The organism is Ferrimonas sp. (assembly GCF_048263965.1).
In the GTDB taxonomy this organism is placed as follows: domain Bacteria; phylum Pseudomonadota; class Gammaproteobacteria; order Enterobacterales; family Shewanellaceae; genus Ferrimonas.
This window is the reverse complement of sequence record NZ_JBLXDO010000001.1, coordinates 34,614-60,995: the sequence shown is the minus strand read 5'-3', so window position 1 is coordinate 60,995 and position 26,382 is coordinate 34,614. Positions and strand designations below refer to the sequence as shown.

26 protein-coding genes and 2 tRNA genes are annotated in these 26,382 nt (G+C 57.2%); 21 read left to right on the top strand and 7 right to left on the bottom strand.

The genetic code is table 11. The features are described from left to right. Window positions 1–3: 3 nt before the first annotated feature. Window positions 4–990, top strand: coding sequence for a GTP 3',8-cyclase MoaA (gene moaA / locus ACN0RV_RS00305; RefSeq protein ID WP_417344542.1), 987 nt, complete (start codon window positions 4–6; stop codon window positions 988–990). Between the two features lie 149 nt (window positions 991–1,139). Here moaA and ACN0RV_RS00300 read toward each other — a convergent pair. The 3 genes from ACN0RV_RS00300 to rep form a co-directional block, all read right to left on the bottom strand. Then, window positions 1,140–1,215: transfer RNA gene (locus ACN0RV_RS00300), tRNA-His, on the bottom strand. Window positions 1,216–1,256: 41 nt separating this feature from the next. Then, window positions 1,257–1,333, bottom strand: a tRNA-Arg gene (locus ACN0RV_RS00295). A gap of 125 nt (window positions 1,334–1,458) precedes the next feature. Then, a complete protein-coding gene (gene rep / locus ACN0RV_RS00290; RefSeq protein ID WP_417344540.1) occupies window positions 1,459–3,477 on the bottom strand; it encodes a DNA helicase Rep in 2,019 nt (672 codons plus the stop codon). Window positions 3,478–3,603: 126 nt separating this feature from the next. On the opposite strand from rep, the gene ubiK reads away from it, so the two are divergent. From ubiK to ACN0RV_RS00240, 10 genes are all read left to right on the top strand, one after another. Then, window positions 3,604–3,864 (top strand): ubiquinone biosynthesis accessory factor UbiK, encoded by a 261-nt coding sequence (gene ubiK, locus ACN0RV_RS00285; protein WP_417344538.1) that lies wholly within the window; start codon window positions 3,604–3,606, stop codon window positions 3,862–3,864. Between the two features lie 67 nt (window positions 3,865–3,931). Next, complete coding sequence (locus tag ACN0RV_RS00280; RefSeq protein ID WP_417344536.1) at window positions 3,932–4,342, top strand: GNAT family N-acetyltransferase; 411 nt, start codon at window positions 3,932–3,934, stop codon at window positions 4,340–4,342. 133 nt (window positions 4,343–4,475) lie between these two features. After that, window positions 4,476–5,129, top strand: a complete 654-nt coding sequence (locus ACN0RV_RS00275) for a thiol:disulfide interchange protein DsbA/DsbL (RefSeq protein WP_417344534.1) — start codon at window positions 4,476–4,478, stop codon at window positions 5,127–5,129. Window positions 5,130–5,256: 127 nt separating this feature from the next. Beyond that, window positions 5,257–6,639, top strand: coding sequence for a sensor histidine kinase (locus ACN0RV_RS00270; RefSeq protein ID WP_417344532.1), 1,383 nt, complete (start codon window positions 5,257–5,259; stop codon window positions 6,637–6,639). Then, a complete protein-coding gene (locus tag ACN0RV_RS00265; RefSeq protein WP_417344530.1) occupies window positions 6,636–7,289 on the top strand; it encodes a response regulator in 654 nt (217 codons plus the stop codon). The genes ACN0RV_RS00270 and ACN0RV_RS00265 overlap by 4 nt, the downstream gene beginning before the upstream one ends. Window positions 7,290–7,434: 145 nt before the next feature. Continuing rightward, on the top strand, window positions 7,435–9,033 hold the full coding sequence (locus ACN0RV_RS00260) for an Ig-like domain-containing protein (RefSeq protein ID WP_417344528.1): 1,599 nt from the start codon (window positions 7,435–7,437) through the stop codon (window positions 9,031–9,033). A 190-nt stretch (window positions 9,034–9,223) separates the two neighbouring features. Continuing rightward, entirely contained in the window at window positions 9,224–10,201 is a 978-nt protein-coding gene (locus tag ACN0RV_RS00255; protein ID WP_417344526.1) for an SLAC1 anion channel family protein, read from the top strand. Window positions 10,202–10,361: 160 nt separating this feature from the next. After that, entirely contained in the window at window positions 10,362–11,063 is a 702-nt protein-coding gene (locus ACN0RV_RS00250) for a response regulator transcription factor (RefSeq protein ID WP_417344524.1), read from the top strand. Then, window positions 11,056–12,486 carry an ATP-binding protein gene (locus ACN0RV_RS00245; protein WP_417344522.1) on the top strand — a complete coding sequence of 477 codons (1,431 nt, stop codon included), beginning with the start codon at window positions 11,056–11,058 and terminating at the stop codon, window positions 12,484–12,486. The genes ACN0RV_RS00250 and ACN0RV_RS00245 overlap by 8 nt, the downstream gene beginning before the upstream one ends. After that, window positions 12,479–13,450, top strand: a complete 972-nt coding sequence (locus ACN0RV_RS00240; protein ID WP_417344520.1) for a hypothetical protein — start codon at window positions 12,479–12,481, stop codon at window positions 13,448–13,450. The genes ACN0RV_RS00245 and ACN0RV_RS00240 overlap by 8 nt, the downstream gene beginning before the upstream one ends. Before the next feature lie 79 nt (window positions 13,451–13,529). Here ACN0RV_RS00240 and ACN0RV_RS00235 read toward each other — a convergent pair whose 3' ends face one another. From ACN0RV_RS00235 to ACN0RV_RS00220, 4 genes are read right to left on the bottom strand one after another with little or no spacing between them, the layout of a single operon-like run. Then, window positions 13,530–14,816, bottom strand: coding sequence for an ATP-binding protein (locus tag ACN0RV_RS00235; RefSeq protein WP_417344519.1), 1,287 nt, complete (start codon window positions 14,814–14,816; stop codon window positions 13,530–13,532). Beyond that, window positions 14,816–15,511, bottom strand: a complete 696-nt coding sequence (locus ACN0RV_RS00230) for a response regulator (protein ID WP_286342990.1) — start codon at window positions 15,509–15,511, stop codon at window positions 14,816–14,818. The genes ACN0RV_RS00235 and ACN0RV_RS00230 overlap by 1 nt, the downstream gene beginning before the upstream one ends. Beyond that, window positions 15,508–15,894, bottom strand: a complete 387-nt coding sequence (locus ACN0RV_RS00225) for a DUF3019 domain-containing protein (protein WP_417344517.1) — start codon at window positions 15,892–15,894, stop codon at window positions 15,508–15,510. The genes ACN0RV_RS00230 and ACN0RV_RS00225 overlap by 4 nt, the downstream gene beginning before the upstream one ends. Before the next feature lie 8 nt (window positions 15,895–15,902). Next, a complete protein-coding gene (locus ACN0RV_RS00220) occupies window positions 15,903–16,760 on the bottom strand; it encodes a MipA/OmpV family protein (RefSeq protein WP_417344515.1) in 858 nt (285 codons plus the stop codon). Window positions 16,761–16,945: 185 nt separating this feature from the next. On the opposite strand from ACN0RV_RS00220, the gene ACN0RV_RS00215 reads away from it, so the two are divergent. The 10 genes from ACN0RV_RS00215 (at window position 16,946) to ACN0RV_RS00170 (ending at window position 26,376) form a co-directional block, all read left to right on the top strand. Continuing rightward, a complete protein-coding gene (locus tag ACN0RV_RS00215) occupies window positions 16,946–17,719 on the top strand; it encodes a MipA/OmpV family protein (RefSeq protein WP_417344513.1) in 774 nt (257 codons plus the stop codon). A 16-nt stretch (window positions 17,720–17,735) separates the two neighbouring features. Then, on the top strand, window positions 17,736–18,194 hold the full coding sequence (locus ACN0RV_RS00210) for a CC0125/CC1285 family lipoprotein (RefSeq protein ID WP_417344511.1): 459 nt from the start codon (window positions 17,736–17,738) through the stop codon (window positions 18,192–18,194). Between the two features lie 510 nt (window positions 18,195–18,704). Next, entirely contained in the window at window positions 18,705–20,672 is a 1,968-nt protein-coding gene (locus ACN0RV_RS00205) for a Cache 3/Cache 2 fusion domain-containing protein (RefSeq protein WP_417345368.1), read from the top strand. Window positions 20,673–20,782: 110 nt separating this feature from the next. Further along, window positions 20,783–23,239: an EAL domain-containing protein gene (locus ACN0RV_RS00200; RefSeq protein WP_417344509.1), complete on the top strand. Its 2,457-nt coding sequence runs from the start codon at window positions 20,783–20,785 to the stop codon at window positions 23,237–23,239. A gap of 674 nt (window positions 23,240–23,913) precedes the next feature. Next, the gene (locus ACN0RV_RS00195; protein ID WP_417344507.1) at window positions 23,914–24,456 is read left to right on the top strand and encodes a Na+/H+ antiporter subunit E; all 543 of its coding nucleotides are present in this window, start codon (window positions 23,914–23,916) and stop codon (window positions 24,454–24,456) included. 66 nt (window positions 24,457–24,522) lie between these two features. Continuing rightward, window positions 24,523–24,801, top strand: a complete 279-nt coding sequence (locus tag ACN0RV_RS00190) for a monovalent cation/H+ antiporter complex subunit F (RefSeq protein WP_417344505.1) — start codon at window positions 24,523–24,525, stop codon at window positions 24,799–24,801. Next, the gene (mnhG, locus tag ACN0RV_RS00185) at window positions 24,785–25,087 is read left to right on the top strand and encodes a monovalent cation/H(+) antiporter subunit G (protein ID WP_417344503.1); all 303 of its coding nucleotides are present in this window, start codon (window positions 24,785–24,787) and stop codon (window positions 25,085–25,087) included. Before ACN0RV_RS00190 ends, mnhG begins: the two co-directional genes overlap by 17 nt. After that, window positions 25,075–25,392, top strand: coding sequence for a Na(+)/H(+) antiporter subunit B (locus tag ACN0RV_RS00180; protein ID WP_417344501.1), 318 nt, complete (start codon window positions 25,075–25,077; stop codon window positions 25,390–25,392). Before mnhG ends, ACN0RV_RS00180 begins: the two co-directional genes overlap by 13 nt. A 1-nt stretch (window position 25,393) precedes the next feature. Next, window positions 25,394–26,050: a hydrogen gas-evolving membrane-bound hydrogenase subunit E gene (gene mbhE / locus ACN0RV_RS00175; protein ID WP_417344500.1), complete on the top strand. Its 657-nt coding sequence runs from the start codon at window positions 25,394–25,396 to the stop codon at window positions 26,048–26,050. Next, complete coding sequence (locus ACN0RV_RS00170; protein WP_417344499.1) at window positions 26,047–26,376, top strand: NADH-quinone oxidoreductase subunit K; 330 nt, start codon at window positions 26,047–26,049, stop codon at window positions 26,374–26,376. The genes mbhE and ACN0RV_RS00170 overlap by 4 nt, the downstream gene beginning before the upstream one ends. Window positions 26,377–26,382 lie beyond the last annotated feature (6 nt).

The following is a 26,382-nucleotide window of genomic DNA, read 5'->3' as shown; positions in this document are numbered from 1 at the left end:
CCCATGAGCCTGATGGACGGCTTTGGCCGTAAGATCGATTACCTGCGGCTGTCGGTCACCGACCGCTGCGACTTCCGCTGCGTCTACTGCATGGACGAGAACCCCAAGTTCCTCAAGCGGGATGATGTTCTGACCCTGGAGGAGCTGAGCGTTATCGCCCAGGCCTTCACCGAACTGGGCGTCGAGCGGATTCGCCTCACCGGTGGAGAGCCCCTGGTGCGCACCGACCTGAGTGTGCTGGTGCGCAAGTTGTCCAAGCTGCCGGGTCTGAAGGACCTGTCCATGACCACCAATGGCTCGCGACTGACCAAGTTCGCCCAGGTGATGTCTGGCAATGGCCTGCAGCGCCTCAACATCAGCCTGGATACCCTGGACCCAGACCGTTTCGCCGAGGTCACCCGCAAGGGCAACCTGGAGCGAGTGTTGGCCGGCATCGACGCCGCCCGGGATGCCGATTTCGAGCGCATCAAGATCAACGCCGTGGTGATGAAGGGTAAGAATGACCATGAGGTGCTGGATCTGGTGAACTTTGCCCGGGAGAAGGGCGTCGACATCAGCTTTATCGAGGAGATGCCCCTGGGCGCCTTCGACGGTGAGCGCCGGGAGCAGACCCTGTGTACCTCGGAAGAGGTTCGTGGCTTCATCGAACCCACCTACCCACTGATCCCCACCTCGGAGCGTACCGGTGGTCCAGCCCGCTACTACAAGATGGCGGACAGCGACATTCGCGTGGGCTTCATCTCGCCACACAGCCACAACTTCTGCCACGAATGTAACCGGGTACGGGTAACGGTGAAGGGTGAGCTGCTGCTGTGCCTGGGTAACGAGAACTCCGTGGATCTGAAACAGATTCTGCGAGACAACGACGGCAGTGTCGAAGCGGTGAAGCAGGCGATCATCACCGCCATGAGGGTGAAGCCGGAGAAGCACCTGTTCGGTCACGAAGAGGGCACCCAGATCCTGCGTTTTATGAGCCTGACCGGCGGCTAACGCCGTTGACCGTCAGAAAGCCTCGCCATGGAGCGGGGCTTTTTTATGGGCGCGAGTCAGTGGGGGCAAAGCCTGGACGAAAAAGGAGGATTTCTCGGGGGCCAGAAACAGAAAAAGCCGCTGATAAACAGCGGCTTCTCTATGAATAATGGGGTGGCTGATGGGATTTGAACCCACGACAACCGGAATCACAATCCGGGACTCTACCAACTGAGCTACAGCCACCACAGAGTCTTTTGTGTCAAACCAAATCCCCTGGCGGAAAATGGCGCGCCCAGGAGGATTCGAACCCCCGGCCTCACCCTCCGGAGGGGTGCGCTCTATCCAGCTGAGCTATGGGCGCTTCCTTTGACGGCGGCTATGTTACGGTGAACACCGGCACAGGTCCAACGTTTTTTCCAAAAATACCGCTCGACCGACCAAAAAATAGCTAAAGCGGCGGTTTTTGTCACCAGCGATCGCGAAAAGTCACTGTTTGTTCTTCAGCATCGCCCGCAAAGCGGCGATATTGGCCTTGCCAGACTGCTGGCGCTGGGCCTCCGTCTGGCGCTTTCTGCCCTTGTCCCAGTCGAGATCATCCTGGGGCAACTCCGCCAGGAATCGGCTGGGTTCACAGCGGATCTGCTCACCGAACTGGCGACGCTCCCGGCACAGGGTAAAGATCAGCTCCTTCTGGGCCCGGGTGATCCCCACGTAGGCCAGGCGGCGCTCCTCCTCGACGTTGTTTTCGTCCAGGCTGCTCTGATGAGGCAGCAGCCCCTCCTCCATGCCGACCATAAACACATAATGGAACTCCAGCCCCTTGGAGGCGTGAAACGTCATCAGTTGCACCTGATCCGCCTCCTCCTCCTCGGAGTTGCGCTCCATCATGTCCCTCAGGGTCAGCTTGGTCACCACCTGAGGCAGGGTCATGGGCTCTTCGAGATCGTCTCCCTCCAGCATGTCGGTGATCCAGCGATAGAGCTCGGACACGTTCTTCATCCGCATCTCCGCCGCCTTGGGGCTGGGGGAGGTGTCGTAGAGGAAGTCTTCGTAGTTGATCTCCCGCACCAGATCCTTGAGCGCCGCCAGGGTGTCGCCGCGCATCGCCCGGTCCGCCAACTCCACCACCCAGCGGGTGAACACCATCACCGACTCGGCGGCGGACTTGGGTAGGTGCTGCTCCAGATCCGGCTCGAACGCGGCGGCAAACAGACTCAGCTGTCGCTGGTTGGCCAGACGTCCGAGGCGCTCCAGGGTGGCCGGCCCCATGCCGCGCTTGGGCACGTTGCAGATGCGCAGGAAAGCGTTGTCATCGTCGCCATTCACCAGCAGTCGCAGGTAGGCCATGATGTCCTTGATCTCCGCCCGGGAGAAGAAGGAGGTGCCGCCGGACAGCTTGTAGGGGATGCGGTTGGTCATCAGCGCCTTTTCAAACAGCCGCGCCTGATGGTTACCCCGGTAGAGGATGGCGTACTCTTTATAGTCGGTGCGGTTCACAAAGCGGTGACGAATCAGCTCGGCCACCACCCTCTCCGCCTCGTGGTCCTCGTTATTGGCACTGAGCACCCGCAGGGGATCCCCATAACCCAGCTCGGAGAACAGCCGCTTGTCATAGACATGGGGGTTATTGGCGATCAGGATATTGGCCGCCTTGAGAATCCGCTGACTGGAGCGGTAGTTCTGCTCCAGCTTGATCAGCCTGAGCTTGGGGAAGTCCTGACCCAGCAGCACCAGGTTCTGAGGCTTGGCGCCCCGCCAGGAGTAGATGGACTGATCGTCGTCCCCCACCACGGTGAAGCGGGCCCGTTGTCCCACCAACAACTTCACCAGCTGGTACTGACTGGTGTTGGTGTCCTGGTATTCGTCCACCAGCAGATAGCGGATGCGATTCTGCCAGCGCTCACGCACCTCTTCACTGCTGGCCAGCAGCAGGGTGGGGATCATGATGAGATCATCAAAATCCAGGGCGTTGTAGGCGGTCAGGTGTTCACGATAACGACCATAGAGCTGGGCGAACAGGATGGCTTGCGGATCCCGCGCCAGCTGCAGCGCCTTGTCCGGCAATACCAGATCGTTCTTCCAGTTGCTGATGGCATTGATCAGCGCATTCAGCTGATCCTTATCCCCCTCCAGCTCATTCTCGGTGAGCTCCTTGAGCAGGGCCAGGCTGTCCTGGTCATCGAACAGGGTAAAATTGGGCTTGAGCCCCAGAGACTTGTGCTCCCGGCGAACGATCTCCAGTCCCAGGGTGTGAAAGGTGGAGACCCACAGGCCCCGGGCTTCTTTCTTGCCCAGGGTTTGGGACACCCGCTCGCGCATCTCACGGGCGGCCTTATTGGTAAAGGTCACCGCCGCGATATGTCGCGCCTGATATTCACACTGCTGCACCAGATAGGCGATCTTGTTGGTGATCACCCGGGTCTTGCCGCTGCCGGCTCCGGCCAGTACCAAGCAGGGGCCGGACACATACTCTACGGCCTCCTGCTGACCAGGATTCAGTCTCATTATTTCTCCCGTCTCAATTAGGAGCGCTATTCTACCGGAAATGGCGGCCTGGTGCGCCTATGATGAGACTCCCCCTGTGGGCGAATTCTTTGTTACCATAAATCCAAGCATTACGGAGTAGATACCATGATTAACACGGACAAGCTGGAACAGATCGCCAAGCAGATGAACGACGCCCTGCCCCCCGGGCTGAAGAGTGCAGCGGAAGATTTTGAATCCAAAGCCAAGACCATTCTGCAGAGCCAGCTGGCCAAACTGGATATGGTCAGCCGGGAAGAGTTCGACCGCCAGAGTGCGGTGCTGGCCAAAACCCGCCAGATGGTGGAGCAGCTGGAAGCTCGACTGGCGGAGCTGGAAGCCAAGCAGGAACCCGGCGCTGAAGAGTGATCCCAAGCGCCAGTGGCAGCGGGGCGAGTTCCTGCTGAGCACTGACCGGGCCAGACTGGATCGGACCATGGTGCACCGCTACCTGAGCGAAGAGGCCTACTGGTCTCCCGGCATCCCGCGGGCTCTGGTGGACACAGGCATCGACAACGCCCTGTGCTTTGGCCTGTATCATGGCGAGCGGCAGGTGGGCTTCGCCCGACTGATCACCGATTACGCCACCTTTGGCTACCTGGCAGACCTCTTTATCCTTCGAGAATTTCGAGGTCAGGGGCTGGCGAAATGGCTGCTGGACTCTCTGTTCGAGATGGAGGAAACCCAGCGGCTGAGACGCATCATGCTGGCCACTGTCGATGCCCATGAGCTCTATCGCCCTGTCGGGTTTGGCCCCAGTGCCCATCCAGAGAGGCTGATGGAGATCCACCGTCCGAACCTGTATCGCTCACTCTCCGTGAGCGATGAAAGTTCCCCCGAATTCTGAATAGTTTGCAAAAGGCGAAGCGGTTCACCCTTTGGCAACATCAGGGATTGACCTTGGTGTGGCACAAGGGTTTAGCATACGCCCCAACATATGTTCTAAGCTGAATCCACAACCTGACCAAAAGGACAACCGAGTGAGCAAGCGTATTGCCCTGGCCCTGGCCCTGATGTTCGCCCCCCTGGCGACCTGGGCGGCCCAATTTGTTGAAGGTACCCACTACATGGTCGTCAGCGATAAGCCGGCGTCCGAAAAGCCCGTTATCAAGGAGTTTTTCTCCCTCTACTGTGGCCACTGCTACAACATGGAGAAACGCTACCTGCCGCTGATCAAGCCTGGCCTGGACAAGTCCATCGACTTCCAGCAGGCCCACGTGGACTTCATGAACTCCGAGATCGGCAATGAGGTGATCCTCTCTCTGGCCGTGATGCAGGAGATGGGCGTCGAAGAGAAGGTGAAAAAGCCCCTGTTTGCCATCCTGGCGGGCGGCGATCACCACCACGGAGAAGGTGAGTCCCACGACCACGAAGCGGAAGCGGGCATCCACAACCGCAACGACATCAAGAAGGTATTTACCGACAATGGCGTCGACGTTGCCGACTACGACAAGATCGCCGCCAGCGATGCGGTCAAGCAGAAGGTGATGGGTTGGATGGTGGACCAGCAGAAGTTCCGTATCCAGAGCGTCCCCACCTTCGTGGTCAACGACAAGTACATGATCAACATGAGCCAGATCCGCACCCTGAGCGAGCTGACTGAGTTGATGAACTATCTGGCCACCGAGAAGTAGCTCTGGCACAGACGACAAAAAAGCCTCCACCTGCGGAGGCTTTTTTTGTGACCTTTGCTGAACAGCGGCGAAGAAAACCCCAAGGAGATCACACCACCTCCTCCCCGCATTGAGCTAGGCTGGCCCCATGAATGAGCTCTTAGTGTTCAATGTCTACCTGTTTTACGGTCTGGTGTTTTTCACCATCGGCTGCGTCATCAGCTTTCGCAACCTCAAGGTCAGCAAACTGGCCATCGCCTCCGCCCTGCCCGCCCTGGCCCTGTTCGGCTTTACCCATGCCTTTCATGAATGGTCTGAACTTTATCTCAAGCTGTGGATCGGCACCCTGACCCACCAATGGTGGGTGTGGATCAAGCTGATGCGCATCGCCAAGTTGCTGATCTCCTTCCTGGCCCTGGTATGGTTTGCCTGGAAAATGCTGGACATTCTTACCGCGCCCCACCGGCGCTGGCTGGGCACCCTGGTTCCTGGCCTTCTGATTCTCTATCTGATCGCCACCCTGGTGCACCTGGCTACTTTCCCCATAGAAGACTCTCTGCTGCTCTCGGTGCAGTTAACACGCTGGATATTCGGTCTTGCAGGTGGTTGTCTGGCCGGAGTGGCGATGATCTACTATGCCCGGGAATTGTCCGCCCTCCATCACCAGGGGGCGCACCCCTTCGCCTGGGCAGGCATCGCCCTCATAGCCTACGCCATTGCAGCAGGCCTTCTCTCGTCAACCTGGGGAATCTGGGTTCCCATAGTACGCATGCTTTGTGCGTTCGGCCTGCTGGTGAGTCTGCTCCAGGCACTCAAGCTGTTCGATCTGGAGTACCAGGAACAGATCGAGGAGCAGCAGCGGCGCATCATGCGAGGAGAAAAGCTGCGGGCCATGGGGGAGTTGGCTTCCGGTATCGCCCATGAGATCAAAACGCCTCTGAGTTACGCGACCCTAAGCTGCGACCTGCTGGAACGACAACTGGACGGGGCTCCGGAGCCAAGACGCCAACTTGAGCGGATACGCCACGGTCTGAATCGAGCTAGTCACATCAGTCAGGAGGTGTTGCATTTTGCCAGAAACGACAATGAGCACTGCCAGGTATCTATCACTCATGTCATCGACTCCGCCCTGAAGCTGATGCAGCACCGGCTGAAACACTTCGATGTGGAGCTGAACCTGCAAAGCGGATTGCTGGTGGAAGGGGATTCGGTCAAGCTGGAAGAGGTGATCATTAACCTGGTCAACAATGCCATTGATGCCAGTGGCGATGAACGCCGCCTCAGACTGAGCGCCCAGGAGTACCGAGACCGCGTGCTGGTGACCGTAGAAGACTGGGGAAAGGGCATGACAACAGAACAACTGAATCAGGCCATGAGTCCCTTCTTTACCACCAAACCCCAGGGCCAGGGTACCGGTCTGGGTCTGGCGATCTGCCAGCAGATTATCCAGCAGCATCAGGGCGAACTGGTGCTGACCAACAAAGCCCCTGGCCTGGAGGCCAGCTTCACTCTGCCAAGGAGCGCCCCGTGACCCTGACCGTATTGCTTGCCGAGGATGACCTGGAACTCAACGACACCATCACCGAGGTCCTGCAGTCTGAGGGGTGTGACGTCTACGCCTGCCACAGTGCCGAGCAGGCGCTGGATCTGGCCGAGCAGCGCAAGTTCGATATCGCCCTGTTTGACCTGGTGATGCCCGGCATGACCGGCGTCGAGGCGATCGCCGCCCTCAAGCGGTTGCAACCGGGCATCAGCGTGGTGATCACCACCGCCTTTGCCACCGTAGACACCGCAGTGGACGCCATGAAGAAGGGGGCCGACGACTTCATTACCAAGCCCTTCAACCTGGCCACCCTGATCACCACCCTGCGACGTGTTCAGGCCCAGAAGCAACCTGCGATGGCTTTAGAGGATGAAGACGCCAACAAGGTGTTCTCCGCCCTCTCCAATCCCATGCGCCGGGCGGTGCTGCAACAGCTTGCCCGACATAAGAAACTTCGCTTTATGGATCTCTGCCGCCTGGCTGGGGTAGAGAACCACACCCAGTTCAACTTCCACCTTCGCCAACTCAGGCAAAGCGGCCTGGTCGAGCAAAATGCGAGCAAGGTCTATTTTCTGACAACACAAGGGCAACAAATGGTGGCCCTACTCAGCTCCTCTTCCGACCAAGTAAATCATTAAAATCATGGGGTTGCCCCCCAATCTGATAAGTTCTCTTATCAGAGGGTAACGTTGTGTCAACTTCCCTAATCTGGATGACATTTTCATCAAATTCGATACTGCAGTTGGGAAACAGACAGTGGAATACCACTGCAGGAGAATGATGATGAAAACCCACACCAAACTATTGGCATCCCTAATTGCCGCCACTCTGCTGACCGCTTGCGGCAGCGACGACAACAACAACGATACCGTCCTTCCGGACCCAAATACGCCACCAGTCGCAGTGGATCTGGATGCCGCCACCACCAGCGCCACTGCCATCATGATCGATGCCCTGGCCTCCGCCAGCGACGCTGATGGTGACACCCTGACACTGAGCTCCGCCATCGCCACCCACGGCAACGCCGAGGTGAAAGATGGCCAGATCCAATACGACCCCGCCGGTTACGTGGGTGACGATGTCATCGATTACAAGGTCAGCGACGGAACAGATGAAACCGCCGCCAAGATCCTGGTCACCGTAACCGAAGAGGTGATTGAGCTGACCTATGTGGGCTCTGAAACTTGTGGCACCTGCCACAGCGGTAAATTCGAGAGCCATCAGAAGCATGGGCATAACTTCAAGATCTCCAAGATCGACGGTGAGATGCCGACCTTCCCCTACACCGATGTGACCGGTGCATTGGAAGCGGTTCAGGATGGCGCAACCGCCCGCAACACCCTTGGCGTGCCCGAATCCTATGAGGGAGTCACCTACACCACCGGCGGCTACTGGAAGAAGATCCGCTTCTTCGACAAGAACGGTCATATCGTCACCGGCGCCGACGTGCAGTACAACCTGTATGGCTCCGGCGACCAGCAGCTCAGCGACTACAAGAATGCAGAGAAATACGATGATCTGGTGTACAAGTGCGGTAACTGCCACAACACCGGCTGGAAGCCCTTTGATGAAACCCTGAACCCCCATCGCCAGGATGACCTGGCCGGCATGGGCGGCACCTTTGCCCTGGCCGCGGTGCAGTGTGAGGCCTGCCACGGCGCTGGCTCCGAGCACGTCAAGGCACCCTCTGCAGAGAACATCACCAAGATTGCCAAGCCACGCAGCTCCGAACTGCTGCAAAGCGACACCATGGGCTTTGGTGCCCCCGTACACTGCGGTGAGTGTCACACCCGGGACGGCGACCGTAACCACAGCAATGGCTACGTCAATAAGTTCCACACCGCCTTCCCTGACAGCGATCTGCCAGAAACCGCCGGCCGCATCGACGCCTCCGGAGGCCTGACCAAGCACCACCAGACCTACGATGAGTTCCTCGGCATCGATCCTGAAACCGGTGAAGCCACCAACCCTCACTACCTGGCGGGTCTGGATTGCGTCAGCTGTCACAACCCACACAAGTCCACCGTTAACCAGGACCAGGCTGAGCACAATGGCGCGGTAAAGGCTTGCACCGACTGTCACGCCAACAAGGAGTTCAACGATGGCACGGTCAGCCTGCACGCCAACTTCGACTGCACCAGCTGTCATATGCCGGAAACCGTCAAGAATGCCACCACCACCACCACCAATGGCGGCGTGACCTTCGGTGACGAGATGACCCACGTAGTGACCATCGACCTGTTCAATGAGAAGCCTCAGATCAGCGAAGACAGCAAGATGAACCCCTTCCTGAAAGAGGCCTGGGCCTGCGGTGAGTGTCACGCCGAAGGCAGCAAGCTGCAGAGCCTGCAGGACAACTATGGAGGTAAGATCCACAAGTAACCCTGCTGACTTTTCCGACCGAACACAACTCATCATTACTGTCGGAAACCTGGCCGCCCCCTTGGGGCGGCTTTTTTCGTTTTTAGTCTCTCCAGAAACCAGCTTTGTGATCCCGGTGCCACTCATTGCGCTGGAATTTTCTACAACGAAACCCTAATATATTAGAATAATCTAATTCAAGGATGTCCGGATGAATCAACAAGTACAGTTGAGCCACTCTTCCAAGCTGGCCTACTTTCCCATCTCCTTCTTCGCCATGATCATGGGGATGAGTGGCCTGACCCTGGCCTGGGAGAAAGCCCATCATGTACTGGGAGCCCCTAATTGGGTGGGCCAGATGCTTCTTGGGCTGACCCTATGTCTGTTTACCGTTGTCTCCGGCAGTTACGTGATGAAACTGTTTACCCAGCGCCAGGCGGTACGGGCAGAGCTAGAGCACCCGGTGAAACTCAGCTTCTTTCCTACCATCTCCATCAGCCTGCTGCTGCTCAGTGCCGCGCTGCTGCCGGTCTCCAGGCCCCTGTCTCTGCTGCTGTGGGCCAGTGGTGCCGTCCTGCACCTGCTGTTCACCCTCTATGTGCTAACCCAATGGATCCACCACCCCAAGTTCCAGATTGCTCACAGCACACCGGCCTGGTTTATTCCCATCGTCGGCAACGTCATCGTGCCCATCGCCGGTGTTGAACACGGCTTCATGGAGATCAGCTGGTTTTTCTTCTCCATCGGCATTCTGTTCTGGCTTATCCTCAAGGCGCTGATCCTCAACCGGGTGATCTTCCACGACCCTCTGCCAGAGAAGCTGCTGCCCACCCTGTTTATCTTCATTGCCCCGCCAGCGGTGGGCTTTGTCTCCTACACCAAGCTCACCGGTGGCCTGGACCCCATGGGACAAATACTGTTTAACGTAGCCATGTTCCTGGTGCTGCTGCTGGTGACTCAGTTCCCCCGCTTCTCCAAGATCCGCTTCTATATCAGCTGGTGGGCCTACTCCTTCCCCCTGGCTGCCGCATCGGTCGCCTCTCAGGTGATGTATACCGCCACAGGCAATGCGGTTTTCGGCTACCTGGCCTACGCCCTGCTGGCTCTGGTGACCGGCGTGATCCTGCTGCTGCTTGTTCTCACCCTGAAGGCGGTGCTCAACGATGAGGTCTGTCAACCCGAGGGGTAGCGGCCGAATAAAGGAAGCCGGGCCCTGTGTCCGGCCAAACCCAGTGCCCCCCCTCCGGTGAACACCGTCTCTCTCCCTGCAACTGACACATATCGCTGTAAGGCGATGTAAGATCACTGGGGTATCGTCGCCCCTCTGGGTACACTTAGGCTCTGGAGAATTGTCGACTGAGTGGACCAAGGTGGCCAAAGCCAAAATTTTGATCGTCGAGGACGATGCTGAAATCGCCCGACTCACCGCCATGTACCTGCAAGCTGAGCAGTATGAAACCCGGGTCGTAGACAGGGGTGACGAGGCTCTGACCGCCATCCGCGAGTTTCAGCCAGACCTGATGGTGCTGGACCTGATGCTACCGGGGATGAGCGGCATCGACGTCTGCCGGGCCGCCAGGGAGTTCTTCCAGCGGCCCATCATGGTGCTGACCGCCTGTGACGATGAGTTCAGCGAGATCAGCCTGCTGAAGATCGGCGCCGACGACTATCTGACCAAGCCGGTCAAGCCCCACCTGCTGACCGCCCGCATCGAGGCGCTGCTGCGACGCTGGCAACCCCAAGGCCAGGAGTGCCTGGAGGTCGGCCCCATCACCGTCAACCGTCGCCGCCAGAAGGTCAGCCTCAATCACCAGGAGGTGGACCTGGCCGAGTCCGAGTACAAGATGCTGTTGCTGCTCGCCGAGAGCGCCGGCCAGGTGGTCACCCGCGAGGAGTGCTGCCGCGCGCTGCGAGGCATCGATTACGATGGTTATGACCGCTCTGTGGACATGCGCATCTCAGGCCTGAGGAAAAAGTTAGGGGATGCCAAGGCCCCCTACCGGCTGATCCTCACCGTCCGCAACCGTGGCTACATGCTGGTCAATGAATAAACTCATCCCCCCGCTGTTCACCCGCATCTATGTGGGCATGGTGCTGGCCCTGGTGGGCAGCGTTTTCCTGACCTCCAGCTTCAGCGACTCCTGGTATGAGGAAACCGAGGTCCAGGACTTCTATGCCGACACCTTCGCCATGGTCACCTTCTTCCGTAAAAGTTGGCAGATGCAGTCGATCTCCGCCGAGGCGTACATCAGCGCCATCGATCTAAGCATGTCTCCCTGGGACACCAAGTGGTTGGAGGGCCTGGATACCCCGGCCTGCGAAGACTGCAAACTGATGGCCAGCTTCGACGACAGTGAGGTCTACCAGCTGGAGGAGTTTCGCTATCTCGCCACCTTCCCTATGCCTGAGCAGGGGGGAGTGCTGGTGATGTACGACAAGGATTTTGCCGTCTTCGAAGAGGACCTCAGGGGCATCCTGGAGGAAGATCCGGAAGCCGCCAGCTCACAACTGCTGTACGACTCCGAGTTCCGCGATCTGGATGAGGGCCTGCTAACCATAGTCGAAGAGGATCCCGACGTCGCCAGCACCCTACTGCTGTTTGGCCTGATGCTGGCCGCCTTCGGCGCGGTGATCTACCTTCCCGCCCGCCAGCTGCAGCGCCAAATACAAAGGCTCAGCGCCACCCAGGCCAAATTTGGTCAGGGGCAGCTGGGCGCCCGGGCCGATGTGCCCCGCTCCGAACCGGTTCGCCAGCTGAGCAGCGGCTTCAACAAGATGGCCGATGCCATCTCCCGCTCCGTCGAGGAGAGCCGGGTGCTGGCCCAGGCGGTGCCCCATGAGCTGCGCACCCCCCTTAGCCGGATCCAACTGGCCAACGGCCTGCTGCGCAAGCAGTGCGACAAGCCTGCGCAGGTGGAGCTGCTGGACGACATCGACAACTACATCGAGGACATGGATCAGCTGACCCATCAGGTACTGACCCTGTTCAGGCTGAACTCCCCGGACAAGGGCACCTGCACTAAGCAGCCCAATGTGAACCTGGCGGAGATTCTGGATCAGCGACTGAAGTGGTTCCAGCAGACCGGCACACTGCCGGTACGGGCCTATATCCCCAACCTCCCCGCCCTGGGAGTAAACCCCACCTGTTTCCGGCTGCTGCTGGATAACCTGATGAGCAACGCCCAGCGCTATGGCCACAGTCAGGTACGCCTCAGCGCCGAGGCAACGGATCAGGGCACCCAGATCCATGTGGAAGAGGATGGCGAAGGGATCCCGGAAACAGATCGCGAACTCATCTTCATCCCCTTCTCCCGCCTGGACAGCAGCCGCACCCAGGCAACAGGTGGACTCGGTCTTGGCCTGGCCATCGCCCAGGCCGCCGCCCACAGACTGGGGGCTCAGCTGTCCGTCAGCGACAGCGAGCTGGGCGGTGCCAGGTTCACCATCGTTTTTAAGGAGCAAATCGGTGCTTAGACCCCTGGCCGTTCTGGCCTTGCTTTCAGCTTCTGTTCACGCCAACGACTTTGTCGACAACGGTAGGCTGGCACCGGAGAACCTCCCTGATTATCTGAACCAATTCCAAAAACAACAACGGCAAGCACGGCTGGAGCTTGATGGTCAGCGATACCCCTTACGGTTTCTGGATATGGACATGGAGGAGCAAAGGGTCTATCTGAGCTTCGATCAGGGCGTTATCGTCGCCGAACTGGGTGAAGAGCCCGATGGCGAACGGGAGCTGGTGATCCTGCTGGGCAATCCGGACGATCAGGATGTCATGATGGAGGCGCCGGGCAGAGTCCTGGTCGATGAACAAGCGCAGCTGACCACAGAGGGGGACAACTCAGTATTCAGGAGCCTCCTCGAAGATGAACAGAGCGGCGCACGCCAGCAGGCGCTGCTGATATTCAATGACTCTGTGTTTGAGGCGGGCAGCAGCAGCCTGAATGTGGTGGGACACCGGGCCGTGCTCAAAGGCGATTTGGGCACCAACGCCTACCTGCAGCTGCGAACCCTGGTTCAGACCCTCCCAGAGGTTACCGAGCTGGTGTTCCAGGAAGTGCCTGGCTCCCTGTTCGACGGCATCAACCTTCACAGCGGCCGACTTGTCCGCCAGGCTGGGCTCACCACGGTAATGCCCTCAGACGGTGAAGCCTACTCCGGTGGCGTGGATCTCTTCCTGGCGGGCGCCAAAAGGGTCTACCATCCAGGTGGCAAGCTAGGGGTGCACTCCTGGTGCTGCGAAGAGGAGAAAGGCGCCGACGAACTGCCGAAGAGCCATCCGGCCCACGATGCCCAGCTGACCTTTGTCCGGGAGATGCTGGGGCCAGAGCTGGGCCCGGAGTTCTACTTCTACACCCTGGAGGTGGCGCCCTTCGATGGCATTCACCTGATGAGCCACGACGAGATTCGCCACTACCTCAAGCCTCAACCCTTTTAGGGCGTGTTGACCTTTGCTGAGTATTTTTGCGCCAGCACCCAGCCACTAAGGCCTCTACGTGTCGACATTGTACCCAAAACTAGGTCGCCTGCTTTAATCCCAGGGAGAACTTTGCCCCTCCCAGGGTTTTAGAACGACCGACGGTCAAGCGGGTATCCATCCACTGGGCAATGCGGGCCACAATGGCCAGACCCATGCCATGGCCGGCGTTGCCCCGGCTCTGGCGCCCGCGGACAAAGGGCTTGAGCACCTGTTCCGCCTCGCTTTCATCGATCCCCTCGCCGTCGTCCTCCACATGAAGCCACACCCGATCGCCTTCCTGCCTAAGGGACAGCTCGACCCGGCTTTGGCCAAACCTCAGGGCATTGCTGACCAGGTTGTTGACCTGCATCCCCAGGTACTGGGGGTCCGCCATCACCCGTGGCAGGCCATCGGGGGCATGGAGTATCAGAATCTTATCGTCGCCCTGCTGATTCTCCAGGGCTCGGCCCACCAGTTCGGTCAGGTCCAGAGATTGCCAGTTGGGGGTGATGTTGGCCTCATCCAGCCGGGCGTACTGCAGCAGGATCGCCACCAACTCCTCCATGGCATCCAGGTCCCGGCAGAGCCTCTGCAGGTAGCGCTGGCGCTGGTCTTCGCTGTGCACCTCCTCTAGGGCTTCAATGCCAAATCTCAGCCTGGCGATAGGGGTTTTCAGATCGTGAGACACCGCCCGGCTCAGCAGCTTGTTGTCCTCAAGCAGTTGCTGAATCCGCTCCGCCATATGGTTGAACTCGTTCTCGATGGGCCGAATGTAGGAAACCCTGCCCGAGCTTACCCGCTGCTCCAACTGGCCCATGCCAAACGCCTGGGCCACCCGGCTGAGGTTGATCAGGCTGCGGATCAGCGGAGACACCCAGACCAGCAGTATCAACACCACCCCGGCGTAGAACATCACGGTAAAGATCTGATTGATGCCGCTCTGCTGCTCGGGGAACTGCAGGCCGGTGCTGATGCTGAGCACCCTCTGGGTCAAAGGCAGGTGGTAGTGTAGGGAGATCCCCTCCTCGGATTCCAGCACCAGGGGCTCACCGGCGAGGAAGCCCGGCCTCAGACTCGGTGGGAGCACAAAGGCGCGCAGATCAGACAGGGCCAGTTGCTCAGGATTATGCCGGTTCCAGCTGCGGATCAGCGAGGCAGACTCCTGCTCCTCATCCAGGGTCCGCGCCAGGGATTCCCCCAGGCGCTGCACCGCCGCCAGCTGGGTAGCGGCATTGGGCTGACTCGCCTCCTGGGAATAAACCGAGGCCAGCTCACTGATGGACCAGCCGAGACCGGCGATGGCCACCAACACCACCAGCATCAGCGACAGGGCCAGACGCTTCATCAGCCCTCCTGCTCCTGGCAGAACAGATACCCCTTACCCCGGACAGTCTTGATCACATAGGGCTGAGGCGGCGCCTCCTGCAGTTTGCGCCTCAGTCTGGAGGCGCGAATGTCGATGGAGCGATCCAGGCCGTCATACTCGATGCCCCGCAGGGTCTGGGTCAGCTCCTCGCGGGTGACCACGGTACCGGCCCGGTTGGCCAGCAGCCACAGCAGGTCAAACTCATTGTCGTTCAGTTCCACCTTCTGACCGGATACCGTCACCGACTTGGCTACCGCGTCCATCTCCAGTTCGCCAAAATGAAGCTGCTCCTTGGGTGGCGCATCCGTGGTGCGACGCAGCAGCGCCTTAATTCGAGCCAGCAGCACCTTGGGCCGCACCGGCTTGGTCAGGTAATCATCAGCCCCGACGTCCAGGCCCAGGATCTCATCCCCCTCCTCGCTGCAGGCGGTCATAAACAGCACCGGCCCACGGTAGAAGGCCCGGGCCTCGCGGCACACCTCGAAGCCGTCTTTGACCGGCATCATCACATCGAGCAGCACCAGATCCGGGGTCTCCTCGGCGATCATGGTCAGGGCGTAGTCTCCCTGGCTGGCCACCGAGACGCTGTAGCCGTGCTCTATCAGATAATCGCTGATCCACTCCGCCAGGGAGAGGTCATCCTCCACCACCAGGATATGCTTGTTACTCATCAGAACAGCCTCCAGCCTGAACGGCTCTGTCTGGGCGCCTTGTAGACCCAGGTCACCTCGACCTTTACTTCAGCCAACGGCACGGGCTCTCCCTCACGAATCAGGCTGAATCGGGTGGTTTTGTCTCCCTCGAAACTGAACAGGTAGTTTTGGCGATTGCGCCCGGTCCAGCACAGCAGCTGCTGCCTGTCCCGCGCCTGCATCAGACAAAAGCGGCCACTTTCCGGGGTCTGCCAATTGAACTCCACGTCCTGGTAACAAAGCTGCCCTTTGTGCAGGGCGATGCAGCGCTCAGGGGTGGCGGTAAACTGCACCGGGCTGTCCATGCCCAGGGCACTCAGGGGCATCAGCATCAGCGAACAACAGAGGGTACGAATGGTCATCATCATCCCTCCTAAAACACGTAGCTGATGGACACGCTCGCCACGGAGCGGTGATCATCGTTGACGAAGGGACTGTCAGTCACCTCTCCGGGGAGGGACCAGAACCGGTAGAAGCCGCGAAACACCAGGCTCTGACTGATGGGGTAGGCCACCCCAAGCTCTACGCCGAAAGAGAGCGACCCATCGGGCCGGTACTCGGGAAACAGGGTGGTGGCCTCCTCCTTGCTCACCCCATAGAGGTGTCTGTTGAGGGTGGCGGAGCTGTACTCCATGCTGCCCAGCATGTGGAAATTCCAGTTCCTGACTTGCCAGGATTTACCCAGGCGCACCGAGCCATAGATCCCCTGATCGTCGTAGTAGTCATGGACCAGCCTCATCTGCAGCACATACTGGTTGTCCCAGTAGCGGGTCGCCCTCAGGCCGGCGCCGATGTAGAGGGAGTCCTCTTCCGAGAGCAGGTAGTAGTTGCGCTCCATCTCATTGAGCTGGGAAGGGTCGACCCCATCGATGCGGCTGATGGAGCCCAGCAGGTTGGCCGCCAGCAGATCCAGCGACCATTTCTCCGAGTTCCAGAAGTTAAATCCCAGGTTGATGCCATCCTGGGACTGATGAATCATCTCGGCGAACAGGCCACCATACTGATAGACACCGCTGATCAGCAGCGATGGCTGCAAGCTGTCGTCATCCTCGTAACGCAGGTCGCCACTGGAACCCAGGTAGCTGACCGCCGCGCCCATCTCAAAGTAGCCACCGTCACCACTGTGAGACACCCCACCAGTGACACTCTCGGCAATGTCTCCCGCCTGGGCGCCCCAGGAGAGCGCCAGCAAGCCGACGGCGGCCCCCCGCAATGCTTTGTTCAGGTCCATATCTTCCTGCCGGTTTCTCTGATTGTTATGCCCCGGCCTTCGGGCCGGTGGAACCGATTCGATAGCGACTATTCTACCCGCAAATCCGTGTCATCCCCATGCCAGGATACATTCGGATACAGAGTCTTATTCCACTGGTGGATAGAGTGACACCCATCAAACAGACAAACACCAGAGTGAACACCATGAAACAGATTGCACTGCTCATCACCGCCGCCCTGATCTCCGGCCAGGCCCTGGCAGACGGCAACACCTACATCCGTAACGGTAACATCTACATCCACGAGGGCAGCTACTTCGCCGGCGCCGGTGTGGCCACCGGCAGCAAGTTTTACAAAGGCCAGGATCACCAGAGCGGCGTCTATCTCAACGGCGGCTACCATGGCGAAGACTTCAACGCCGACCTGGGCGGCATCAACTACCGCTTCTACGGCAACAACGACAGCCAGATGAACTTCAGCGTGTTTGCCGTGGCCACCCCCGGCATCGATTCCGGGGACGCTGACATTTTAAAAGGGATGGAGGACAAGGACTGGGGTGCGGAGCTGGGCCTCAACGCCGATGTTCACTTCGCCCAGGGCACCCTGTCTACCAAGTTCCAGCACGACGTCACCGGCACTCACAAGGGGTATCAGGCCGACCTCACCTACTTCCATCCTTTAACACTGGGCTTCGGCGACTTGGTGCCCTTTGCCGGCGTGCACTACGCCAGTAAGGACTACGTCAACTACTACACCGGGGTAAAAGCCTCCGAAGCCACCCCAGGGCGTCGCGCCTACAAGGCCGACGGAGAATTCAGCTACCACGCCGGTTACCAGCTAGTGGTGCCCATCAGCAAGCACCTGGACATCGTCCACGGCGCCGCCTACACCCGCCTGGGCAATGAGTTTGGCCACTCCCCCCTGGTAGACAGCAAAAATCAGTGGGTGACCACCCTGGGCATGACCTACACCTTCTAACCCTAAGGAGAGAACCATGAGACGCCTGATGCAACTGATGGGCTGCCTGAGCCTGGCCCTGCTGGTGAGCGCCTGCGCCACCTCCTATGACACCGAGAAATCCTTCTGGACCTTCGGCGAAGGGTTCGACACGGTGCAGATCGCCCCGGACAGCTGGCAGATCAGCTTCGTGGGCAACAACGCCACCGACCGGGCGCTGGCGCGCAAGTACGTGCTCTACAAGTCTGCGGAGCTGTGCCGCAATGCGGGCTATCCCTACTTTGTGTTCACCAGTGAGCGGGTGGACCGAGACTCCGTCGGCCAGTTCGGGGTCGGTACCGACATCGATAAGGATTTCCTCATCGGCAGCAGCAGCATCGAGAAGCAGACCTCGCTGATGGTGGAGGTCACCGGCCTCAAGGAGCAGGCAGAACAGGGCGACTCCAGGGTTTACTCCACCGATTACATCCTCGGACACATCAAAATCGATGGCTGATCCCCTGATACCAGGCCGCCTTCGGGCGGCTTTTTGAGCCGCACCGCGTAGGGAACTCCCCTCTTTCAAATACACCAAGCCTTACTGCCGTCAATTGGCCTTCGCCGCATACAAAAATATAGTCTTATCTACTCCCCACCAGGCCAGAGATCCCTCACCATCTAGTCACCCCATGGAATTTCATCTCGAAACCGAGAAAAATCAGCACTGATGGCACTCTAATATTTAAAAGCTCTTTATTTTGCCAAGATAAATTAACAACTTTGATTGCAATATAACCAGAATAAATACCATCAAGTTGGAATCAATTCCAAAAGAAAAAGTCCGTCACACTTCAGCTTGGAATGTCAATCCTACATAAGTTCTTACATTTACATATCTAAAGATGCATATAGAATGCGCCAACCGCCCAATTCTGAATAAAAAACAGTCAGCAGAGCCCTTAATAAAACCATGTTCAATTTCAAACACCGAAGCCTAAGCGTACAACTCGGAGCCATCGTTGCTTTGATGGTCACCCTGTCATTCTCAGGAACGGCATATTTCGTCTACCAAGACGCCTACCAGGCCCTGCTGAAAACAACGTTAACCGAACATGAATCCAAGGTGAAAGCGCTCAGCCTCACCATGGAACAGAGCTTTAGTGGCTACTTGAAACAAGCCGAAGTATTGACCTCAACTCTGCGTAATCAATATATGAAGGGGGTGACGATTAATCCATCCCCAAAACTGTTGTCTGGAAAACAGGTAACCGATTTCTTGGTCTCTGGTGTTGAAGTCAGCAATAACCAAATGGTTGACCAGTTCGCCAAAGATTCCCAAGCTGGCGCGACCATATTCAGTAAAGATGGCAGTGACTACATCCGTCTCTCTACCTCATTTACCAACCCTCAGGGCGAAAGAATCGTAGGCACTCCATTGCAACGAAACAGCCCTGCTTATCAGACGTTGCAACGGGGCGAAGACTATTACAACAAGACCAACGTTCAAGGTAAAAGTTACCTTGCCTATTACTCCCCGCTTCGGAACGAACAAGGAATTGTTATCGGTGCAGTGGCCGTTGCCTTGCTGGTTGACCAGGCTGCCAACGACCTGTTTTCCAGTTTGTCACGCATCCAGTGGGGCGATACCGGTTACACCATCGTCTTTGACGACAGCGAAGCCAATCGAGGAATGTATCTCCACCACCCCCTTAAAGAAAACTTGAGCAAGAACATCATTTCGCTTGCCACAGAAGAGAAGCCATTCCAGAAATTATTCGACGGTGAATCCGGCGTTGTGCACTACCCCCATACCTACAATGGCTTTACCGGAGAAAAGTATCTTGCCTTTGCCAAAGTGCCGGGCTGGGAGTGGGTACTCACTGGCGGAACCTTCATTGACGAAATCACCAAAGGCTCCCGAGCAGCACTGTATCAGATTGTGACCATCGCACTGATCGCAGGACTGGCTACCATCGTTTTCGTAACTTGGGCGCTGAAACGGGTTCTGTCGCCACTAACTGCAGCCAACGACTATATGCGGGCCCTCGGCGATGGCCAGGTCAGCGTTCGAATTCCTGTACCCTCGCACAATGCAGACAATGAAATTACCAATTTGGTAGGCAACATGGGTGGAATGGCAGCAAATCTTCGCAAGACGATAGAGAGCATAAAATCAAACATCACCGAGTCCCGAGCGTCGGCCGATAGCGTAGCCCAATTCTCCGAAAACAGCCTGAAGCAGACTGAGCAGCAACAGCATCAGGTTGACCAGATGGCGACAGCCATTGAGGAGATGGCCTCTTCAGCCAACTCGGTGGCTGAACAGGTCGAGTCAATGGCCAATAATGTCCGTGAAGCCGACGCTGATAGTGAGCAGGGCTCCATCCTCATGGACAATGTAGAACAGGAGGTGGCTCAACTGACTCAGCAGCTTAGTCAATCCACCGAAGCAATTCAGCAAGTGCATGAAGAAAGCAAAAATATCGAATCTGTGACCACCATGATCGATACCATTGCCGACCAAACTAACCTATTGGCACTAAATGCGGCCATTGAAGCTGCTCGCGCCGGTGAACATGGTCGAGGTTTCTCCGTAGTAGCTGATGAGGTCCGGCAACTGGCGCACAGGACTCAGAGCTCTGTTCAGGAAGTGATAGGCATTATTGGCCAACTGCAGTCACGCATTCAATCGTCCGTGAATATGATGAATGCTGGCCAGGAATCAAGCCAACAGGTCAATGACAAGGTAAAAAGTGCTGGAGGGGCTTTCAGAGACATCCGGACTCAAGTGCAAAGTATCGCTTCCATGGCCGAAGGCATAGCGGCCACGTCAGAACAGCAAGCACAGGTAAGCCAGGAGATCTCTTCTAACGCATCCCAGGTCAGTGAAATTACCCATATGACCAAGGATGCTGCAGTTCAAACCGCCAACAGAGCCGAGGAACTCCACCGACTCGCGGAAAACCTGTCCCAACAAATGGAACATTTTCACTAATCGGCATAACAACTGGTTGGCTCCGTAATTTGGCCCTGAGAGGGTATTCACCTCTCAGGGCCTCTCAAACTCTTCGTCGACTCAACACTGAATATGGAAACAACGTTGAAATGGAATTAAGGCTTGGCGTCGCACAAAACTGGAAGCGAACACTGGCTCAGATGACAACCACACTCTGCGCTACAGCCTTTATTGCAGTCAGGGATATACAGGAAGATCTGGTCGTACTGGTCAGCGAAGGCCAGTGCCAGGACGTTACGGAGGCACTTAAGCACCTGTCGCGCATAGAAGAAGTTCACATCGAGAATACTTGCCTAATCGGCAATCCAATCCAGATCGGCACCACCCAGGCTTTCGCCATTTCCCTGTCCAAGCAACGCCCATCGGCATTTCTCTGCCTCGATTCAGTATGTGGCTCATCTCTATCCGAGGCGCAATGGGTGCTGCTGGAAAACTTTCTTGTGAGGGTCAGGCACGACTTGATTGAAATTGATGCCTGCCGCAACCACGACCTGGTCAACGAGCATCTATACCACAACAGGCAACAATCACAGCCCTCACTACAGAGCTTTATCGACAGTCTCGAGGGCTACGTTTGGGTTAAAAATCTGGAAGGAAATTATATTTCCGCAAACGAAAAAACTAGGCGTCACTGGAACACTTCACCCATAGGAAAAAACGCCTTTGATCTGTTTCCCAAAGAAAAAGCGACTGCCTACTCTGATATAGATAAGGAAGTACTACGAACCAGAAACCAAATTGTCACTGATGAATATGCAAACTGGAAAGGCGATACAGGCTGGATAGAAATAGTCAAAGCCCCCCTGCTGTCAGACACTGGCGACCTCATCGGTGTCATAGGTATGACCCGAGATATCACTCAGCGCAAAGCTTTCGAAGAGCAAATACGTATAGCCACTGCTGCCTTCTCAAACTCATACGACGCCTTTGTAGTAACTGACGAAGAAGGAAATATTGTAGAGGTAAATCAAGCATTCTCCAGCATCACTGGTTTTACAAGAAACGAGGTTTTAGGGCTCAATCCCAGGTGCTTAAAGTCGGGCCGCCACAGCCAGGAGTTCTACCAGTCGATGTGGCATAACCTGTCTTCTGAGGGACGTTGGCAGGGTGAAATATGGAACCGCCGCAAGGATGGCACCATCTACCCCCAACTCAGCACAATCAATGCAATTTTTGATGAAAACGGCCGTGTGCGCTACTACATAGCAGTTTTCATTGATATCTCCCAGCAAAAAAAGGCCGAGAGTCGGCTGGCACAATTGGCCTACCATGACTCCCTGACAGGCCTAAAAAATCGCGCATCGATATTGGCATTGATGGACCGCACCCTGACAAGGGTAACAACTCATGGGGAAGCGGGAGCAGTATTGTTCATCGATATCGATCATTTCAAATTAATTAATGACACTCGCGGACACACCATCGGCGACGAGGTGCTAATTGAAGTGTCCCAAAGACTAAAGAAATCAATTCGTGCTGATGATGTCGCCTCAAGACTTGGGGGGGATGAGTTCCTTGTTCTCGTATCAGACACCCAGTGCAGCGCAACGGTAACTGAAATTGTCATACGCATAATGGCATCATTGAGCCGCCCCATCATCGTTAGTGATGGTACGCAGCTCAGGCTGAGCTCCAGTATCGGTGTAGCACAATACCCTCGGCACGGCACGGAAAGTGTTACATTGCTTAGAAACGCCGACGCTGCCATGTTCCACGCCAAGAATTCCGGGCGAAACGGCTTCACCTTTTACAATGAGTCGATGCTGAAGGAGTTTCAAAAAGAGGTCAGAATTAGAGAGGAGGTGCCGCACGCAATCCTAAACAATGAGTTTCATCTGGTTTACCAGCCCAAAGTCGACCTTGCCACCAGCAAACTCATTGGTGTAGAGGCCCTTATCCGATGGCAACACCCTAACCTTGGCCCTATCCCACCGTCCGAATTTATTCCCATAATTGAAAAAAGCGGATATATCGAAGAAGTTGGCCTCTGGGTGATCGAGGAAGCCTGTAAGCAGGGTAAAAAATGGCTCGACAATGGATTCGATGTTGGGCGCATTTCCGTGAATGTGTCAGGCCGACAAATATTGGGGGGTTCGCTTGCTTACGACGTAAAGAGGCTCATCTCATCAACTGGTTTCAAACCATCATTATTGGAGGTGGAGGTCACCGAGAGTTGGCTTGTTCAAAATCTAGAAAGCTCTTCGAACCAATTAGAGCAGCTGAGAGATATGGGAATCTTAATCGCCATTGATGACTTCGGAACCGGATACTCATCCCTTAGCTATTTAGCAAACTTACCGGCAAGCACTCTGAAGATTGACCGGAGCTTCACTCAAAACATCGCCATCAATACCAAAAACCAATTGATCGCCGAAGCAATTATCTCATTGGGTGATTCATTCGGTATGGATGTCATCGCCGAAGGTGTTGAAGATCGACAGCAAGCCGAGATTTTGACTGGGTTTGGCTGTAAGCAGGCACAAGGGTTTCTTTTTGGCAGGCCAATGCCCCCCTCCGAACTAGTTGAAAAATACTACTGCTTATAGTGAATAACACCACACAGCATCGCTGCGCCATGCGCTAACTGGCAACAAGCCATTCTTAAAAGGCGTCGAATTCTTCCTGACTTCCGTCACGGTATTAACTATGAGTTGCCACTATTCAAAAGCCACAACCTTACCAAATTCCCAAAAGTCTCTTGATTCCAAAGTAACTAAGATACTAACCCTGTTCCATCAGTGAAAGCCCTCAGACAACCAGTTCGCCAGGGAAGGGGGAAAGCCAGCCCCCTGATGGTTGAGGTAACCAGCCTCAAGGAGAAGGCAGAACAGGGCGACTCCAGGGTTTACTCCACCGATTACATCCTCGGCCACATCAAAATCGATGGCTGATCCCCTGATACATAGCTCGCCCTGGGAGTGACCAGCCATCTCAGCGTCTCATCGGCCCAGCCCGGCCTCGGGCCATACGCCCCTTGCCACTTATTTGCCATGAAGCCAACCCTGAATTTCGGCCTAACCCTCTGATCATCACCTACACTTTTGAAAGGAAGGGTATTGGTAAAGCGCCCCGAACGGACGACGAAAGACGCACCACACAGCCCTGCCTTCCCAAGCAATCTGCCTGTTGGCACAGTCTGTCTCCAGACCGGATGTTCAGATGTGTGGTGGCGGGTGTGAACACTGCCCCCTGGCAGCAGAGATGGATTTAGGAGCTGTGGATGAGTCAACCCCTGGCGACCGGCAAACAGCACGAAGGCCTGAGTACCCAGCACCTCGGGGCGGGCTGGCGTGCCGCAGCATTTGCCCTGCTGTGGTGGATGCTCAGTGACGGTGCCATGGCATCCTGGTGGGTTGGAGTCCCGGTGGTGCTGTTGGCAACCTGGGTCAGCATGAAACTGGTGGCCCCCTTTAGCTTCTCTCCTGTGGGTTTTGCCCGATTCGTTCCGCACTTCATCTGGTATTCACTGCGGGGCGGGGTTGATGTCGCCTGGCGGGCGTTCCACCCTCGACGCCCCTTGGCGCCAACCCTTATCGACTTTCCACTGAGATTGCCGTCGGGTATGGCCAGGGTGTTTATGGCCAACACCGTCAGCCTGCTCCCCGGCACCCTCAGTACCGAGCTGAGGACAGGGTTGCTGAGAGTGCATGTACTCGATGGGCGCAAAACAGTCATACCGGAATTATTGGAGCTGGAGAGGATCATCGCCCTGGTGTTTGGCACCCCACTGCCGCCAGCCGACGACAGCGACAGGTTGAGTTGAATCGCGGAGATGCCGCCCAACCCCAGCATCTTAGCCACCCCAACCATTTAGGAGAACGGAGTCCGTATGCAGACCCTGCAATTTGTATTAGCACTGTTCCTGTTGCTGAACCTGATTGCCGGTATGTGGCGGGTATTGAGGGGGCCCACCGCGGCTGATCGCATGCTGTCCGCCCAGTTGTTCGGCACCACTTCGGTGGCCACCCTGCTGCTGCTGGCACAGGCCTCCGGCCAGTCAGAACTGCGGGATGTTGCCCTGGTGTTCGCCCTGTTGTCGGCGGTCACTGCGGTGGCCTTCGTGCGACGCGCCTGGCCGGGGGAGGAGGCTGATGATGACAACAGTTAACGCCCTGTCTGTGATTCTGCTGGTCTGCGGTGGGCTGTTTTTCCTGGCCGGCACCCTGGGACTGCTGCGCTTCCCTGACGTCTACACCCGACTGCATGCCTTGACCAAGGCGGACAACCTTGGCCTGGGGCTGATCGTCGCTGGCCTGTCACTTGACGTCGAGAGCTGGCTTACCGTGATCAAGTTGCTGCTGATCTGGGGGCTGGTGATACTTGCCAGCGCCAGCATCGCCCACCTGATTGCCCGGGGTGCGCTTCTGCGGGGTATCAAGATATGGAAGGGGTAACCACGCTCTACTGGCTGCTGGACGGATTGTTGGGAATGGGGTTGTTCTGCCTTGCCTGGCAGGCACTGGCCAGCCCGGACCTGTTCAGGGCAATAGTGCTGTACATCAACTTTGGGTTGCTGATGGCCTTGGCCTGGGTGCGGCTCGGTGCCGTGGATATCGCCCTGGCGGAAGCGGCCATCGGTGCGGGCCTCACCGGCGCACTGCTGTTGGCCGCCCTGGCGAGATTGAAAACCGATGACAAGAGCAACTCTCCGACCGACGACACCACGTCAGATATGGCCCACAAAGGGCAGGAGCGCTGAGATGATCAGAGAATGCTGGGTGCGATGGCCGCTGTTGCTGCTGGTCTTCTCAGGGATCGCCTACGCCGTGGTGATCACCCCCGAGCCAGCACAGCAGTTGCCTCCCCTGGTGGCCAGTCACATGAATGCCAGCGGTGTCACCAATCAGGTGACCGCGGTACTGCTCAACTTCCGTGGCTACGACACCCTGCTGGAACTGGCGGTGCTGCTGGTGGCCCTGCTCGGCGCCTGGTCACTGGGCGGCCTGACAGAGTACCGCTCTCCCCCTCCCGGGCTGGTGCTGGAGATGATGTCACGGCAGCTGGTTCCGGTCCTGCTGCTGGTGGCGGGCTACCTGTTGTGGGCAGGCGCATCCTCCCCCGGCGGTGCATTTCAGGCGGGATCGCTGCTCGGAGCAGCGGGCGTATTGCTGCTGCTGTGTGATTGGCGAGTGGAAAACCGCTTCCTGACGCTGCCGGTCAGACTGAGCATAGTGGCCGGCCTGGGGGTGTTTATCCTGACCGGGGCCGCCCTGCTGCTGGACAGGGGATTCCTGCACTTTCCCCCCATTGTCGCCTCGAAGCTGATACTGGTGATTGAGGCGGCCGCCACCCTCTCCATTGGCATCACCTTAGCCGCCCTGTTTCTGGGCAACCCACCCACAGGGAGGCCCGGATGAACCACGTCTACCTCTATGCCCTGCTTGGTGTTGCCCTGTTTGTGCTGGGACTCAACACCCTGATGGTGCACCGCCACCTGCTGAGAAAGATTCTCGCCCTCAATGTGATGTGCAGTGGCGTCTTTCTGACCCTGGTGGCCCTGGCGTTTCGCAATCCGCAACTGCCGCCTGACCCGGTCCCCCACGCCATGGTGATCACCGGCATCGTGGTCACTGTGTCGGCAACGGCCCTGGCGCTGCGTCTGATGCTCAAGGTGTTCCTGGCCACCGGAAAGAGTGAGCTTATCGATCACCTGCAGGAGTCCCACCACGACCAGGGACCGTAAGCTGAG

Excerpts from the sequence above, each read along its gene's own strand:
- ACN0RV_RS00170 (WP_417344499.1), top strand. The coding sequence starts at position 26,047 with ATGAACCACGTCTACCTCTATGCCCTGCTTGGTGTTGCCCTGTTTGTG.
- ACN0RV_RS00195 (WP_417344507.1), top strand. The coding sequence starts at position 23,914 with ATGAGTCAACCCCTGGCGACCGGCAAACAGCACGAAGGCCTGAGTACC.
- ACN0RV_RS00190 (WP_417344505.1), top strand. The coding sequence starts at position 24,523 with ATGCAGACCCTGCAATTTGTATTAGCACTGTTCCTGTTGCTGAACCTG.
- moaA (WP_417344542.1), top strand. The coding sequence starts at position 4 with ATGAGCCTGATGGACGGCTTTGGCCGTAAGATCGATTACCTGCGGCTG.
- ACN0RV_RS00280 (WP_417344536.1), top strand. The coding sequence starts at position 3,932 with ATGGTGCACCGCTACCTGAGCGAAGAGGCCTACTGGTCTCCCGGCATC.
- ACN0RV_RS00260 (WP_417344528.1), top strand. The coding sequence starts at position 7,435 with ATGAAAACCCACACCAAACTATTGGCATCCCTAATTGCCGCCACTCTG.
- mnhG (WP_417344503.1), top strand. The coding sequence starts at position 24,785 with ATGATGACAACAGTTAACGCCCTGTCTGTGATTCTGCTGGTCTGCGGT.
- ACN0RV_RS00210 (WP_417344511.1), top strand. The coding sequence starts at position 17,736 with ATGAGACGCCTGATGCAACTGATGGGCTGCCTGAGCCTGGCCCTGCTG.
- ACN0RV_RS00245 (WP_417344522.1), top strand. The coding sequence starts at position 11,056 with ATGAATAAACTCATCCCCCCGCTGTTCACCCGCATCTATGTGGGCATG.
- ACN0RV_RS00215 (WP_417344513.1), top strand. The coding sequence starts at position 16,946 with ATGAAACAGATTGCACTGCTCATCACCGCCGCCCTGATCTCCGGCCAG.
- ACN0RV_RS00255 (WP_417344526.1), top strand. The coding sequence starts at position 9,224 with ATGAATCAACAAGTACAGTTGAGCCACTCTTCCAAGCTGGCCTACTTT.
- ubiK (WP_417344538.1), top strand. The coding sequence starts at position 3,604 with ATGATTAACACGGACAAGCTGGAACAGATCGCCAAGCAGATGAACGAC.
- ACN0RV_RS00205 (WP_417345368.1), top strand. The coding sequence starts at position 18,705 with ATGGTCACCCTGTCATTCTCAGGAACGGCATATTTCGTCTACCAAGAC.
- mbhE (WP_417344500.1), top strand. The coding sequence starts at position 25,394 with ATGATCAGAGAATGCTGGGTGCGATGGCCGCTGTTGCTGCTGGTCTTC.
- ACN0RV_RS00225 (WP_417344517.1), bottom strand. The coding sequence starts at position 15,894 with ATGATGACCATTCGTACCCTCTGTTGTTCGCTGATGCTGATGCCCCTG.
- ACN0RV_RS00235 (WP_417344519.1), bottom strand. The coding sequence starts at position 14,816 with ATGAAGCGTCTGGCCCTGTCGCTGATGCTGGTGGTGTTGGTGGCCATC.
- ACN0RV_RS00270 (WP_417344532.1), top strand. The coding sequence starts at position 5,257 with ATGAATGAGCTCTTAGTGTTCAATGTCTACCTGTTTTACGGTCTGGTG.
- ACN0RV_RS00220 (WP_417344515.1), bottom strand. The coding sequence starts at position 16,760 with ATGGACCTGAACAAAGCATTGCGGGGGGCCGCCGTCGGCTTGCTGGCG.
- ACN0RV_RS00180 (WP_417344501.1), top strand. The coding sequence starts at position 25,075 with ATGGAAGGGGTAACCACGCTCTACTGGCTGCTGGACGGATTGTTGGGA.
- rep (WP_417344540.1), bottom strand. The coding sequence starts at position 3,477 with ATGAGACTGAATCCTGGTCAGCAGGAGGCCGTAGAGTATGTGTCCGGC.
- ACN0RV_RS00200 (WP_417344509.1), top strand. The coding sequence starts at position 20,783 with ATGGAATTAAGGCTTGGCGTCGCACAAAACTGGAAGCGAACACTGGCT.